The sequence below is a fragment of the Priestia sp. Y58 genome (assembly GCF_029522095.1).
In the GTDB taxonomy this organism is placed as follows: Bacteria; Bacillota; Bacilli; order Bacillales; family Bacillaceae_H; genus Priestia; species Priestia megaterium_E.
In genome coordinates, this window is record NZ_JAKWFL010000001.1 from 797,124 (window position 1) to 811,380 (window position 14,257).

Annotated in this window: 15 protein-coding genes; 1 reads left to right on the top strand and 14 read right to left on the bottom strand. The window is 38.1% G+C overall.

Annotated features, from left to right (window positions below; all coding sequences use genetic code 11):
• Positions 1 to 642, bottom strand: a complete 642-nt coding sequence (locus MMB68_RS04250; protein WP_115654934.1) for a class I SAM-dependent methyltransferase — start codon at positions 640 to 642, stop codon at positions 1 to 3.
• A 137-nt stretch (positions 643 to 779) separates the two neighbouring features.
• Here MMB68_RS04250 and MMB68_RS04255 point away from each other — a divergent pair, with 137 nt between their 5' ends.
• Positions 780 to 995 (top strand): DUF2536 family protein, encoded by a 216-nt coding sequence (locus MMB68_RS04255; protein WP_221784608.1) that lies wholly within the window; start codon positions 780 to 782, stop codon positions 993 to 995.
• A 13-nt stretch (positions 996 to 1,008) separates the two neighbouring features.
• Here the strand turns inward: MMB68_RS04255 and MMB68_RS04260 are convergent, their stop codons facing one another.
• From MMB68_RS04260 to alaS, 13 genes are all read right to left on the bottom strand, one after another.
• Entirely contained in the window at positions 1,009 to 1,674 is a 666-nt protein-coding gene (locus MMB68_RS04260) for a YrrS family protein (protein WP_013059276.1), read from the bottom strand.
• A gap of 117 nt (positions 1,675 to 1,791) precedes the next feature.
• Entirely contained in the window at positions 1,792 to 3,558 is a 1,767-nt protein-coding gene (locus tag MMB68_RS04265; protein ID WP_277548270.1) for a peptidoglycan D,D-transpeptidase FtsI family protein, read from the bottom strand.
• Positions 3,559 to 3,680: 122 nt separating this feature from the next.
• Positions 3,681 to 4,238, bottom strand: a complete 558-nt coding sequence (locus MMB68_RS04270) for an isochorismatase family protein (RefSeq protein WP_481861937.1) — start codon at positions 4,236 to 4,238, stop codon at positions 3,681 to 3,683.
• Between the two features lie 119 nt (positions 4,239 to 4,357).
• On the bottom strand, positions 4,358 to 4,834 hold the full coding sequence (greA, locus tag MMB68_RS04275) for a transcription elongation factor GreA (RefSeq protein ID WP_013059279.1): 477 nt from the start codon (positions 4,832 to 4,834) through the stop codon (positions 4,358 to 4,360).
• A gap of 218 nt (positions 4,835 to 5,052) precedes the next feature.
• On the bottom strand, positions 5,053 to 5,688 hold the full coding sequence (udk, locus tag MMB68_RS04280; protein WP_013059280.1) for a uridine kinase: 636 nt from the start codon (positions 5,686 to 5,688) through the stop codon (positions 5,053 to 5,055).
• Between the two features lie 7 nt (positions 5,689 to 5,695).
• Positions 5,696 to 6,958, bottom strand: a complete 1,263-nt coding sequence (locus MMB68_RS04285) for a peptidase U32 family protein (RefSeq protein ID WP_013059281.1) — start codon at positions 6,956 to 6,958, stop codon at positions 5,696 to 5,698.
• Between the two features lie 39 nt (positions 6,959 to 6,997).
• Positions 6,998 to 7,927 (bottom strand): peptidase U32 family protein, encoded by a 930-nt coding sequence (locus MMB68_RS04290; protein ID WP_028410597.1) that lies wholly within the window; start codon positions 7,925 to 7,927, stop codon positions 6,998 to 7,000.
• The gene (locus MMB68_RS04295) at positions 7,924 to 8,580 is read right to left on the bottom strand and encodes an O-methyltransferase (protein ID WP_013059283.1); all 657 of its coding nucleotides are present in this window, start codon (positions 8,578 to 8,580) and stop codon (positions 7,924 to 7,926) included. The genes MMB68_RS04290 and MMB68_RS04295 overlap by 4 nt, the downstream gene beginning before the upstream one ends.
• 181 nt (positions 8,581 to 8,761) lie before the next feature.
• Positions 8,762 to 9,865 (bottom strand): endolytic transglycosylase MltG, encoded by a 1,104-nt coding sequence (gene mltG, locus MMB68_RS04300; protein WP_063248491.1) that lies wholly within the window; start codon positions 9,863 to 9,865, stop codon positions 8,762 to 8,764.
• Between the two features lie 412 nt (positions 9,866 to 10,277).
• Entirely contained in the window at positions 10,278 to 10,562 is a 285-nt protein-coding gene (locus MMB68_RS04305; RefSeq protein WP_013059285.1) for a DUF1292 domain-containing protein, read from the bottom strand.
• 154 nt (positions 10,563 to 10,716) lie between these two features.
• A complete protein-coding gene (gene ruvX / locus MMB68_RS04310; protein ID WP_013059286.1) occupies positions 10,717 to 11,133 on the bottom strand; it encodes a Holliday junction resolvase RuvX in 417 nt (138 codons plus the stop codon).
• Positions 11,134 to 11,403 (bottom strand): IreB family regulatory phosphoprotein, encoded by a 270-nt coding sequence (locus tag MMB68_RS04315; RefSeq protein ID WP_013059287.1) that lies wholly within the window; start codon positions 11,401 to 11,403, stop codon positions 11,134 to 11,136. It lies immediately after the preceding gene.
• Between the two features lie 84 nt (positions 11,404 to 11,487).
• The gene (gene alaS / locus MMB68_RS04320) at positions 11,488 to 14,121 is read right to left on the bottom strand and encodes an alanine--tRNA ligase (RefSeq protein ID WP_264408582.1); all 2,634 of its coding nucleotides are present in this window, start codon (positions 14,119 to 14,121) and stop codon (positions 11,488 to 11,490) included.
• Between the last annotated feature and the right edge of the window lie 136 nt (positions 14,122 to 14,257).

Below are 14,257 nucleotides of genomic sequence, written 5' to 3' on the forward strand. Positions count from 1 at the left end.
CTATTGTTTCGTTGCCTCCAATACCCACACAAAGTGATTAAATTGTGTAAAGGTTATGTGAAAACCATTGCTTTCAAAGATTTGCTTTAAGACGGGAATCGTTGTATAGTATTCCCTCTCGAGATCTTCTGCTAGTTGCGTATATCCTTTTTGTTTTGCCTGAACAATGGTATCAGCAAATGAATCTGCTGTTTCAAACATTGTATCAGCAAACACTATTTTACCACCGGTTTGAAGTAACTTTCCATAGTTTATCACAGCTTCTTCTTTTTCTTTATCTGTTAAATGATGAAAAGCATACGTACTAACTAAGCTCTCTGCTGGAAACAATGATGTATCAAATTGTAAAAAGTCTCCTGGTGTAACTAAAACATCTGCCCCTAATTTCTGGTGTGCCAATTGTCTCATTGGTACTGAAGGTTCAATTCCTACTACAGTCAGTTTTTTTTCTAACAGTTTTTTTGTTAAGTTTCCAGTCCCTGTTCCAAATTCTATCACATGCCCTATTGAACGGTCTGCTACATATTCTAAGATTTCATTATAATTGCGAAACACTTCTCTATACTGTTCATCTTTCCCGCTTACCGATGCATCATACTCATTCGCCCACTTTTCAAAGATATCTAAAAACTCTAGACCCATAAAAACGCCTCCTTATAACTAATAATTCTTATGGATATAGTATGTTTTTAGCTATCTTTTGTTCTTCATTTACAAATATTTTAAGCTTTTAACTTTCTATTTGCTATACTATAGTAATGAGGTAAGGAGGTCGTAAGATGAATTTTGAATTTGAAATGATTGAAGATAAAATAGAATTTTTTGAAGCGCCTGACGTTAAAATGCTTGAAAAACAAATTGCGGAAAAAATAGACCAAAATAAAGCGATTTTGCTTGAGGTGCATAGCATATCTCACCAAATGTCTGTGGATTATGAACAAGGTAAAAAGCTTTACTCTGCAGTTGTTCATTTCAAATTAAAAAAGCAGCGCTAGCGCGCTGCTTTTCTTATTGAAGCTTATCCACTACTGCGGGCTTCCAGCCTTCTCCATCTACCCATTCAATCTGAACGCGGTACTTTGTTGATGAGTTGCCTTTAGGACTAACCGTAGCTACGGCTTTACCTACGCCACCGTTATTCCCTAAACGCCATACCGTCATATTGCTTGGGCTAATGCCTGACCCTTCGCCTACAGCTTTTAGCATTTCGTTCCAATCCGTTGATCCTTTTTTATATGTTGCTGCAGGTGCATCTTGTGACGTACCTACTGAATCCCATGAAGGATCTACCTTGCGTTCTGCCACACCAGGCTCTGGATTTTTCTCTACTTCAGCCTGTGAATCTGAGTCGTTTGATTCTTCATCTGTTGCTTGATCATCTTCAGAGCTTTGGTCATCTTCAGAACTTTGATCGTCCGTTGCTTGATCATCTGTCGCTTGATCATCTTTCGAAGAATCATCGTCTTTTTTAGCCGTCTTGTCCGTTTTTTGGTCATTTGTTTGCGGATTGTTTTGAGTTGTTTCCGCTTGGTTATCCGATTTATCCTTGTTTCCAAGAATCATCGTACCACCGACAAATACAATTAAAACTGCTACGACAGCAATTAACAGATTATATAATCGGTTTACTTTTTTTTCTTTGTTTTCGTGTCTTGAAGAACGATTGTTATTCATTGCTACAATTTCCTCCAACTTTTATAATGCTTTATTCTAACATGTGTTTTCTTATACATGAAGCATCAAAATTTATTTGAAGTATATTTGTAATATTTTTTACAAATTCTTCTTGTTTTAACGTGTATTTAAGTCATACATCCCTTTAACAATATCATAAAATACGCTGTTTGTGGGAGATATCGCACTTTTTGTATTTAAATCCACTACTACCATTGCATATTTTGGATCATCTGCAGGAAAGTAACCCGCAAACCATTTATTGACGATATCGTCTTTCACATTGATTTCAGCAGTTCCTGACTTTCCTGCCACTTCATAAGGAAGCGTTTGAAATCTTCTTCCTGTTCCTTTTTCGCTCTGTACGACACTTTTTAAAAGCTGCTGCATAGAAGCAGCTGTGGCTTTATTAATGGTATCTCCTTTTAGCTCATGCTCTTTAAACGTATACAATGACGTGTTGTTTTTGTACTCTAGCGCATCTACAGCTTTTACCTGTTTCTTTTCTCCTCCGCGTGCAATTGTCGCCATCATATTTGCTACTGCAAGCGGAGTCACTTTTACATCAAGCTGTCCAATTGCCGTTTGAGCTACAGCATTTGGTACTTTTTTTTCTCTTGCATTTGTCCAAACTCTTCCCGACTTCTCTCCTAAAAACTGCTTAAAATGTTCAAAGTGAAACACATCACCCGTCCATCCTACAGGCTGAATAAGTCCTAACTTATCAGCATATTGTTCAAGGATATTCGGATTAGATATTATCATTTCTTTTGCTAGCTGGGCAAACGTTGCATTACAACTTTGCGCGAAGCTTTCTTCAAACGTCAGCTGCCCTTTTTGATGATCTTCTTCTACATTATTGCCATAAATACTTTTATCGCAGTTATAGGTCAAAGAAGGCTGAATTTTATTTTGCTCAAGCGCTGCAGCTGCTGTTACGGTTTTAAATATAGATCCAGGAGTTTGTGGCGTCAGCAAACGATTTTCTACGCTGTCTGAACCGTTTTGCTTTTTAAATGGATCTTTCTTATTAATCGAAGGCCTGCTGGCCATCGCAATTACTTTATTGCTTTTTATATCAATTAAGACGGCTCCTCCGTCTTTTAACTTATAATGATTTAATGTATTCTCCACTAGCTCCTGAGCAGACAAATCAAGCGTCGTACGCACACTGACTGGATAATAAGGGTTAGCTGTGCCCGTGTATTTTACATCGATGCCAAACATAGGCCCACCTAGGCGATCAACATGATAAAGGAGCTTAGACTCCTGTTCAGGCAGCAAAAACTCGTCAAAAGCCCTCTGCATCCCTGAGATACCTACAGGCGTAGTTGATTTAATGGCTCCATTTTTCAATTTGTCACTGTACTTCTCTTCAATTATTTGTTTGCTTTGTGCCTCTAGTCCGATTAAATGTTCAGCAAGAGGAACTGGACGCTCATCTTTTAGAGGAATTCCAAATACGCCAGGCACCTTTAATGCATTTATTTGTTCGACTTGTGCATGGGATAATTCTTTTGTAATAATAACCGGTGTTTTAGCATTCGCTAGTCTGTTCGTTAGTTCCTTTGGTTGTATTCCCACGATTTCGCTTACTTGCTGAACAGGCCACTTCATTTTTTCTAAAAATGGAAACAGGACTAAGCGATTATGCGTGATAGATGTTAAAGACTGTCCATTTTTATCTTCAAATTTCCCTCGCCCGTCGTCTACCACCATTTCCTGCGTACGCTGTTTTACGCTTCCTTCGATTAAGTTAATCTTTTTGTCAGTAAAAGATTCTGTGCTGACAAGCTGGAGTTGAACAAGACGTGCTCCCAGTCCGCTAATTAATAATAAAATAAAAATAAGAGTAATATAAATTCGCTTGTGAATTATTTTCATGACTACACCTCACTCTTTACAAGTGTCGACGTCGCCATTACTTTTAAAACCATTATCTTAAGAAATATTCATTCTTTTTTTCATTTCACAAAAAAACTTGCTGATTCAGCAAGTTTTTATTATTAATTTTCCGTTAAAAATTGTTGAGTCGTTCTTAGCTTTCCTATTTTCGGAAAGATGTAAGAAAGAGTTGCTTCATGCTCTTCTTTTGTAAATGTCGCCATGGCATCCGTGATAAAAATTTGATTATACCCATACTGAAATGCTTCACGAGCTGTGCTTTCCACACCAATATTTGTTGCAATTCCGCAAAGGACAATTGTATCAATTCCTCTTCGGCGAAGCTGAAGGTCTAAATCTGTCCCAAAAAAGGCTCCCCACTGACGTTTTGTCACAACGTAATCATTCTCTTGAACATTAAGTCTTGGATCGAATTCCGCCCAGTCTGCAGGTCTTTCTTGAGGAACAGATGGGTTTTGATCCGTTTCTGGCGTCAATGCATCTTTTCCATCTTGAAAATCTACTCGTACAAAGCCAATAAATCCATTTTGTTCCCTGAAACGATTCACAAGCTGAACAGATTTCTCCACAATTTCGTCTCCTCCAATTGGAACAATCCCTTTTTGTAAATCAATTAAAACAAGCGCTGTTTTAGTAAAATCGATATCTTTCATCTTCATCTTTCCTTTCTTGCATATCTTTTCTATTCTCTCCGTTTTTTAAAATCATATAAAAAAAGCTGACGCGTGTCAGCTTTTTTACTTACGAGCATTCAGTAGAACGCTTCCAACCATATGTTTTACTTAACAGATACAATTTTCACTGACATATCTCCACCAGGAGTTTGAACAGTTACTTGATCTCCAATTTGTTTGCCCATTAGACTTTTAGCAATTGGCGAATCATTTGAAATTTTCCCTTCAAACGGATCTGCTTCTGCACTCCCTACAATTGTATACGTTTCTTCGTCACCATCTGGCAACTCTACAAATGTTACAGATTTACCTAATGATACAATAGAAGAATTTTCTACATCTTCTTCAATAATTTTCGCATTGCGAATCATATTTTCAAGCGTTGTAATACGGCCTTCTACGAAAGCCTGCTCGTCTTTTGCAGAATCGTACTCAGAGTTCTCCGATAAATCTCCAAAACTGCGGGCAATTTTGATACGCTCTACAACTTCTTTACGTTTTACTGTTTTTAAATATTCTAGCTCTTGCTCTAGCTTTAGCTTTCCTTCTTCTGTCATTGGAAATACTTTTTCTTGTGCCATAATCCCTTCACTCCTTCTTGAACTCAAAATCTCTAGTGTATACAGTCCATTTCTGTATGTACAAAAAATTTTCCACTCTGTGGAAAAATCAGTTAATAGAGAAATGACAGCTTCAAAATAGAAGCTGCTCGTTTCTCTATTCTTTATAATGTTTGTGTTTAGTTAGCAGAATATGTCTGCATTGTCTTCAAAAAAATTCCTGCATCTATGCTATGTTATTATAAAATGGCATTTTGTTCAAGAATTGTTTGAATTTTAGTGACCATCAAGTCAATTGCTACGTGGTTTTGACCGCCTTCAGGAATGATAATATCTGCATAACGTTTTGTTGGTTCAACAAACTGATTATGCATCGGGCGAACGACAGATACGTACTGATCAACAACTGACTCAAGCGTACGCTCTCGTTCTTTAATATCACGAAGCATACGACGAATGATACGAAGATCCGCATCTGTATCTACGTATAGCTTGATATCCATTAAATTACGCAAGCGCTGATCTTCTAGTACAAGAATACCTTCTAAGATAATAACATCTTTTGGTTCTTCTCTAATTACCTTCTCAGAACGCGTATGAATTGCGTAATCATATACCGGTTTGTCAATGCTCTCATAATTTAATAAGTTTTGCAAGTGTTCAATCAGCAAATCATTATCAAATGCTAAAGGATGATCGTAGTTTGTTTGCAAACGCTGTTCAAACGGTACATCGCTTTGATCTTTATAATAATAGTCTTGCTCAAGAAGCATAATAGAATGCCCTTTAAAATACTCATAAATAGCTTTGGTTACAGTTGTTTTACCAGAACCGGATCCACCAGCGATACCGATTACAACGGGCTTTTTCCCCATTTTATATTTAAATCCCCTTTCGCATCATGTTATATGAAAATAGAGGTTGGTCCACTTTAAATTTCACAATTTGCAGCGGATGACGCGCAGCATCTAGTTCATTGCCATCTTCGTCCCAAATTTTATCTATTTTTTGCGTAAAGTTTTTAATTTCCGGACCGAAAAATTCCACTTCTTCTCCCGGTTTAAAATAGTTACGCTGTTGCAATGTCACGATGCTTGTTTCTTCATCATAATTCAATACTAAACCAGCAAAATCAAATTTTGTTTTCTTGCCGTGTACGCCAAACATTTGCTCATCCACTCCAGGAACTCCTTCAAAAAAGGCAGGAGCCGTATCACGGTTTGCACATTTGTCTAGCTCATCAAGCCATTCTTTTTGAATCACAAAATTCTCAGGATCTGCACAGTATGCGTCAATCACCTTGCGATATACGCTCACCACTGTTGCAATATAGTGAATCGACTTCATACGTCCTTCAATTTTTAAGCTATCAATACCCAGCTCAATCATTTGAGGGATAGATTGAATTAAATTTAAGTCTTTTGGACTCATTGCAAACGGATCGTCTTGCTCATCAAATAAAGCCGTTTCCGTTTTACCGTCTTCTACTTTAAATAAATCATAGTCCCAACGGCATGATTGACAGCAGCCTCCGCGGTTTGAATCACGTGCTGTCATATGGTTACTTAGCACGCAGCGGCCTGAATAAGCAATACACATCGCTCCGTGAATAAAAGCTTCAATTTCAATATCCACTTTTTCTTTCATTTCGCGCATTTCTTCAGCACCCGTTTCACGAGCAAGCACAACACGTTCTAATCCTTCTTCTTTCCAGAACTGAACGGCTTTCCAGTTTGAAAGTGATTGCTGCGTACTTAAATGTACTTCAAGCTTAGGTGCAACGCGTCGACAGGTTTCGATAATTAACGGATCAGCTACGATGATTCCAGAAACACCAGCGCGCTCTAATCCCATTAAATAATCTTCAAGTCCGTCCATATTTTCATTATGAGCAAAAATGTTTGTTGTAACATAAATACGTGCGCCGTATTTGTTTGCAAACTGAACACCTTCTGCCATTTCTTCAAATGTAAAGTTATCTGCATTTGAACGAAGGCCAAACTCTTTTCCTCCGATAAACACAGCATCTGCTCCATAGTGTACGGCAACTTTTAATTTTTCAAGGTTACCGGCTGGAGCTAACAACTCAGGCTTCTTAGTAATAACTCGTTTACCTTCTACTACAGTATCGATTTGAACAGCCATCGTTTGTACCTCCTTTGTTTATCTTTCTTTGCAAGCTTTTTAATATACCGTTTCTTTAAAGAAAAACCCTGTGTCTAACGGGCGGTTAATTGGCTGCAAGCTTTCAATTTCTTCTAACAAATCGTCTTTAACGTTTTCGTATTCTTCACGGTCATCTACACATAAATCAATCGCTTGACGATATTTTTTTGTTACTTCTAAAATATATTGCGGTGACTTTAATACGCCGTCAATTTTGAATACATCTACTTCAGCGTCAATCATTTCCGACAGCTCATCGATAATGCACATATCATTTGGACTCATAATGTGCGTTCCATTTTCATCTTCGAAAATTGGATACTTATTGTTTCGCTCATTATCAAGTAAAAACATATCTTTTTCTACTTTACGATTTTCAATTTCCATGACTTTTCCTTGATACTCAAAGTAGTTGCCAAGAAGTGAACGTTTTGATTGGAACATACACGTCATGCCATGCACCTGAACTTCAATTTCTACCTCGGCTTTTTCTTTGATATCAATGATGCTATCCATGCTTAACTCACGAGCAAGAACTGCACGCTTAGCTCCTTTACGCCCCCAGTAGTTACATGAATACCAGTTTGTTCCCGTTGTTTCAGTACTCCAGTGCATCTTCATTTCTGGAGCTGTTTCACGCACTGCCATCAATACAGCAGGATCTCCAAAGACAATCGCATCCACGCTTGCTTCTTTTAAGAATAAAATATATTCATTTAGTTCGGCGATTTTATCATTGTGAAATAATCCGTTCATCGCTACGTAGACTTTTGCATTATGCTGATGAGAAATATTTACAGCTTCTACGATATCTTCACGTTTGAATTCACCTGCTAAACGCAAACCGTAGCGCTGTTCACCAACCATAATAGCTGTTGCTCCAGCTTGTAGTAATGATTCGATTTCTGAAACTGCAGTTGGTGTCACTAATAGTTCTGGTTTTTTCATTCTTGGTCACCTCTTTTAATACTAATCGCGATTCCGTCTCCAATAGGGAGAATAGTTGTATAATAATCGGGATGATTCATCAGCCACGTATTGTATGCCTGAATTTTTTTAATTAAGCTGCGGCGTCGACGTGTTTCTACTTCGGCCAAATCGGTCGCTACATGACCTTTAAATAGTACGTTATCCGAAATAATCATTCCTTTAGAAGATAGCATCGGCTCATAATGTTCAAAAAAACGCTGATACTGACCTTTAGCTGCATCAATAAAAACTGCATCATAAGGACCATGACGTTCAATCTCATCTCTAAGCTCTAGTGCATCTCCAAACAACGACACAATTTTATCTTGTTTTCCCGCCCGTTCAATAAATTCTTGCGCTTTTTGGTAACGCTCTTCATTTCGTTCTACCGTAACCACTCGTGCCTCTGGAAGCGCATGGGTCATTCGGATAGACGAATATGCAATCGCTGTTCCAATTTCTAATATATGTTTTGGCTGATGAAGACGAAGAATTTGCAATAGCGTTTCAACACCAATCAATTCCATAATCGGAACGTGATGTTCTTTTGCATAAGCTTCCATTTCTTCAATAAGCTCTTGGCGCTTAGGAATAAGCTTTTCCACATACTGCTCTACGTTTTGTAAAAGCAAAACACTTCCTCCGTTCTCAGAAGTACATTTTACATTATGTTTTCATAACGTTTCATTACTGCAAAATAGTAAGACAACTAGTCTATTATAAGTTTTTTTCGTTTTTACGTAAACCCGATATATTTTAACATAAAAGATGGGGAATGCGAAGTATCGCGATTCCCCAATTTTAAATTTCCAATTATTTTTCGGTATTTTGCTTTTCTTTACCTGTAATATGCTTGGCTTTTTCTTTGTTATGTTCTTCTAACGTTTTGGTAAAAATAACTTTTCCTTCAGGTGTGGCCAAGAAGTATAAATAATCTGTATTGGCTGGATGTAACGCAGCTTTGATTGACATCAAACCAGAGCTGGCAATTGGTCCTGGAGGCAACCCTTTTACTTTATACGTATTGTAAGGAGAGTCCACTTCTAAATGCTTATAGAACACGCGGTCTTTATGCTCTCCTAAGGCATATAAGACGGTTGGATCCGTTTGAAGAGGCATATTTTTTTCAAGGCGATTATAAAAGACGCTGGCAATTTTTTCTCGGTCGACTTTTGCAGTTGCTTCCTCTTCAATCAGAGAAGACATTGTTAACAATTTATGTGCACTGAATTTTTTCTTCTCCATTTGCCCACTGTACTGACCTAATACATTATTTGTTTTCCCTACCATTTTATCCAATATTTCATCTAACGACACATTTTTATCATAAAAATCATACGTAACGGGATATAAATAACCTTCTAGCGGATGTTTAATATCTTTTTGCATCACTTCATCCGTTACTAAATCTGGATATTTTTCTTTCATTTTATTGACGAATGCCTTATCGTCTAGCTTTTTCATGACTTCGTCTTTTGTAAACTTTGTATTTTTAGCAATGATATCAGCAATTTCGACAAGCTGGCGTCCTTCTGGAATCGTGACACGAATATCAGGTTGTTTTGAAACCTCGCCTTTTTCCATTTTTTCAACCATTTCCCCTAAGCTCATGGAAGGAGAAAATAAATACGTTCCAGCTTGAAATCCAGACACATGGGTTAATTTTACGTAATAGCGAAATGCACTTTTACTTTTAATTAAATCTTCTTTTTTCAATACCGTACCAATCGATTGGACGGAAGAACCTTGTGGAATGGTCACATTTACTTTTTTATTGCTATTTCGATCCACGGGCGTTAAGCGGGATTGAGCATAGAAAAATGCACCGCCAACTAGTAAAAGAAGTACGATAATTGTAATAAAAATAACTCGTTTTTTTCTTGAACGATTAGGTGGTAAAAATGTTTGTTGCGACAAGCAGCTTCCTGGTTAAATCTACTTCTGTAAAAGAAGATACAACCAGTTTCACCTCTTTTCTTCTTGATTTTTTATAAGTATGAACAGAGAGGAGACATGAGATTGCGATTCATTCGTATCGCCTATAGGTGTGAGATGGTATCGCTTCCTTAAACTCTCGCCTCTTCTAAATTTTTTCCATGATTTATGTTATTGTCTGCCCAAAGTCTAGTTTCATCCGTTCAAACAATGAATTCTTTTATTAAAATGCACTCTCACACGCAGGAATTATTATACTACAATTTATCCTATTTTTCGTCATTATCATACAATCTGCCCTAAGAATGCAAGGAAAAACCTTTTTATATCTAAAAAGAACAGCCGCTATGTAAAAAAAAGCTGATAACGATTGTCATCAGCTTTTTCACTATAATTATTCACCTTCTTCGTCAAGGAATGTATTAACCATTTCCTCAACCATGTCCCACTCTTCTTCTGTTTCAATCGGTTGAAGCTCACCGTCTTGACCATCTTCACTTGGTGTGAAAGCAGATGCATGAATTTCAATTTCCTCTTCATCATCTTGGTCTGCTCCGATTGGATAGTAAATTACATATGATTTGTTATATTGATCAGAATCAAATGTGAATAAAATTTCGCATAGTTGCTCATTTCCATTCTCATCGACGATTGTAATTTTATTTTCTTCTACGCTCATGTTTGCACCTCATTTTATATTGTAAGCTCTTAGCTTAACTTTTTCTTCAGCGAAAAGCAAGCCGTTCAGTTATTTCACTTCCCTTTTACGTACAAAAGAATATGCAAAAGGGAAATTCATAACTTTTCAGCTGAGGCAAAGCCTGCTGCTTTTCTTACTGCTTGCTGTCTAAGTATCCTTGAAGAATCATAACAGCTGCCATTTTATCGATTACTTTTTTGCGTTTCTTGCGGCTTACATCGGCAGACAGCAGTACTCGCTCTGCTGCCATCGTCGACAAGCGCTCGTCCCACATCATCGTTTCAATGTTAAGTTTTTCTTTGACGTTGTCAGCAAACTCAATGCACGCTTCGCCTCGAGGGCCAATCGTACCATTCATATTTTTAGGAAGACCCACTACGATTTTCTCTACGGAATATTCGTCAATTAGCTGCTGTAAACGAGGATATGATTGCTCCATCTGCTCATCTGCAATTTTAATTGTTTCAATTCCTTGCGCTGTCCATCCCATTTCATCACTAACTGCCACACCAATTGTTTTGGTTCCTACATCTAATCCTAATACGCGCATTTATGAATCCTTTCGATGCTGTTGTAAATAAGATTTAACAAGTTCTTCAATGAGCTCGTCTCGCTCTAACTGGCGAATTGTGTTTCTCGCATCGTTATGACGAGGAATGTAAGCAGGGTCTCCTGATAACAAATACCCAACGATTTGGTTGATTGGGTTGTAGCCTTTTTCTTGCAGTGCGTCATAAACCGTAAACAATACTTCATGTACGTTTGTTTCAGCTGGCTCATCTTGAAAATTAAATTGCATGGTTTTATCAAATGAACTCACGGTCCCACCTCACTCTCTTAATTTGTGAACACATTGTGCACTATGCTAAGTCTTATTTATATTGTACACCAAGAAAGAGGAGAATTAAACGGATTTAACCCATTCTTCTACAGTGCCAAGTGCTTTTTCAATTTGGCTAGCGTCTTTTCCTCCAGCTTGCGCCATGTCAGGGCGTCCGCCTCCGCCTCCGCCGCAAATCGTCGCTACTTCTTTAACAAGTTTGCCAGCATGATGGCCTTTAGCAATTAAATCTTTTGTTACACCTGCAATGATATTTACCTTTTCACCTTGTGGAGAAGCTAATACGATCACAGCGGATTCTAATTTTTGTTTTAAATCGTCAACCATTGCACGAAGGTTATTCATATCCGTTGCATTCACTTTTGCTGCTAGGACATTCACACCATTAATGTTTTGCACGCGGTCAACAAGATTGCCAGCTTCAATATTGCCAAGCTTTGTAGATAATGAATCATTTTCACGCTGAAGATTACGAATTTCTTCTAGTAACCCTTCAACGCGCCCTACTAAATCACGCGGGTTGGATTTTACTTTTGCCGCAGCTTCTTTTAGTAAGCCTACTTGATCGTTCATTAACTGGTAGGCAGCTTTTCCAGTTACAGCTTCAATGCGTCGAGTACCTGCACCGATTCCCGATTCTGATACAATTTTAAATAAACCGATAACGGATGTATTTGGCACGTGACATCCACCACATAATTCTAAGCTGTAGTCGCCTACTTGTACTACGCGCACGATATCTCCGTATTTCTCACCAAATAGCGCCATTGCACCCATCGCTTTTGCTTCGTCAATTGCTTTGTTTTCAATTTGTACAGAGATGCTGTCCCAAATCTTTTCATTAACGATTTGTTCAATTTTCTCAAGCTCTTCCTGTGTCACTTGACCAAAGTGAGAGAAGTCAAAGCGCAAGCGATCCGCTGTTACTAAAGAACCCGCTTGATTAACATGCGTTCCTAACGTATCTTTTAATGCTTGATGCAATAAATGCGTTGCCGTATGATTTTTCACAATCGCACTGCGGTTTTCTTCATCAAGCGTTGCCGTGTATGTTTCGCCTTTTACAAGCTCACCGTTTGTTACAGCTACCGTTTGGACATTTTGGCCGTTTGGCGCTTTTTGAACGTCTTTTACTTCCGCTGTTCCTGAAGCACTTTGAATCGTACCTTGGTCCGCAATTTGACCGCCACTTTCTGCGTAGAATGGCGTGTGGCTTAAGATGACTTGCGCTTCTGTTCCAGCTTCAGCGCGGTCAACAAGCTCACCGTCTACAATAATTGCTTCAACAACTGTTTTTACTTCATTTTTATCATAACCAACAAACTCACTTGCAACGGTTACTTCACCAAGTACCCCGCCTTGAACTTGCATAGAACTAGAATCTTGACGAGCAGCACGCGCACGCTCACGCTGTGCTTCCATTTCACGTTCAAAACCTGCATGATCAATTTTCATGTTCTCATCTTCTGCATATTCTTCCGTTAATTCAACAGGGAATCCATACGTGTCATATAAACGGAAAACATCTTCGCCTTGTACCGTATCACTGTTTTGCGCTTTTTCTTTTTTAATAACAGTTGCCAAAATAGCTAGTCCGTCATTTAACGTTTCGTGAAAACGTTCTTCTTCATTTTTTACTACGCGCTGGATAAAATCCGTTTTTTCCTTTACTTCCGGATAGAAATCAACCATGATTTCACCTACTACCGGCACTAGCTCGTACATGAACGGACGATTAATGTTTAACTTTTTAGCATAACGAACTGCTCGGCGTAACAAACGGCGCAGCACATATCCACGGCCTTCATTTGAAGGAAGCGCACCATCACCTACAGCAAATGTTACCGTACGAATATGGTCAGCAATGACTTTAAATGCCGTATCTTGCTCATCATTTGTACGATATTTAGCGCCTGAAATGTTTTCTGTTGCTTCAATAATTGGCATAAACAAATCTGTATCAAAGTTTGTTTGCACGTCTTGAATAACAGAAACCATACGCTCTAAGCCCATTCCCGTATCGATGTTTTTCTTTGGAAGCGGCGTGTACGTGCCATCAGGATTGTGATTAAATTGAGAAAATACAAGGTTCCAAATTTCTAAATAACGCTCATTTTCCCCGCCTGGATATAATTCCGGATCAGTTAGGTCATTTCCATATGCTTCTCCGCGATCATAAAAGATCTCTGTATTTGGACCACTCGGACCTTCTCCTATATCCCAGAAATTACCTTCTAAACGAATGATGCGCTCTTTAGGCACGCCCATTTTTTCATTCCAAATCTTAAATGCTTCTTCATCTTCAGGGTGAACTGTTACAGATAGCTTATCTGCGTCGAATCCAATCCATTTATCGCTCGTTAAGAATTCCCATGCCCATTGGATGGCTTCTTCTTTGAAATAATCACCGATAGAGAAATTACCAAGCATTTCAAAAAACGTATGATGGCGAGCCGTTTTACCTACGTTTTCGATATCGTTTGTACGAATGGATTTTTGTGCGTTACAAATACGCGGATTTTGAGGAATAACACGACCATCAAAATATTTTTTTAATGTAGCTACTCCACTGTTAATCCATAATAAAGATGGATCTTCATGCGGAACTAAAGATGCGCTTGGTTCTACATCATGGCCTTTTTCTTTAAAGAAATCTAAATACATTTGACGAACTTGTGCTGACGTCAGTTTTTTCATGATTGGTCCTCCTTTAATACTCTTCTTATTTATAGACAAAAAAATGATGACATAAAAGCATCTATTTTCTCTGTGTACAAAAGCAATTGCTAGTTATTTGCACACAAAAAAACTCTCATCCCTGTAGCAGGGACGA

What these genes read in the sequence shown, in the direction of transcription:
- MMB68_RS04250 (WP_115654934.1), bottom strand. Translation starts at nt 642, where the DNA reads ATGGGTCTAGAGTTTTTAGATATCTTTGAAAAGTGGGCGAATGAGTAT.
- MMB68_RS04255 (WP_221784608.1), top strand. Translation starts at nt 780, where the DNA reads ATGAATTTTGAATTTGAAATGATTGAAGATAAAATAGAATTTTTTGAA.
- MMB68_RS04260 (WP_013059276.1), bottom strand. Translation starts at nt 1,674, where the DNA reads ATGAATAACAATCGTTCTTCAAGACACGAAAACAAAGAAAAAAAAGTA.
- MMB68_RS04265 (WP_277548270.1), bottom strand. Translation starts at nt 3,558, where the DNA reads ATGAAAATAATTCACAAGCGAATTTATATTACTCTTATTTTTATTTTA.
- MMB68_RS04270 (WP_481861937.1), bottom strand. Translation starts at nt 4,238, where the DNA reads ATGAAGATGAAAGATATCGATTTTACTAAAACAGCGCTTGTTTTAATT.
- greA (WP_013059279.1), bottom strand. Translation starts at nt 4,834, where the DNA reads ATGGCACAAGAAAAAGTATTTCCAATGACAGAAGAAGGAAAGCTAAAG.
- udk (WP_013059280.1), bottom strand. Translation starts at nt 5,688, where the DNA reads ATGGGGAAAAAGCCCGTTGTAATCGGTATCGCTGGTGGATCCGGTTCT.
- MMB68_RS04285 (WP_013059281.1), bottom strand. Translation starts at nt 6,958, where the DNA reads ATGGCTGTTCAAATCGATACTGTAGTAGAAGGTAAACGAGTTATTACT.
- MMB68_RS04290 (WP_028410597.1), bottom strand. Translation starts at nt 7,927, where the DNA reads ATGAAAAAACCAGAACTATTAGTGACACCAACTGCAGTTTCAGAAATC.
- MMB68_RS04305 (WP_013059285.1), bottom strand. Translation starts at nt 10,562, where the DNA reads ATGAGCGTAGAAGAAAATAAAATTACAATCGTCGATGAGAATGGAAAT.
- ruvX (WP_013059286.1), bottom strand. Translation starts at nt 11,133, where the DNA reads ATGCGCGTATTAGGATTAGATGTAGGAACCAAAACAATTGGTGTGGCA.
- alaS (WP_264408582.1), bottom strand. Translation starts at nt 14,121, where the DNA reads ATGAAAAAACTGACGTCAGCACAAGTTCGTCAAATGTATTTAGATTTC.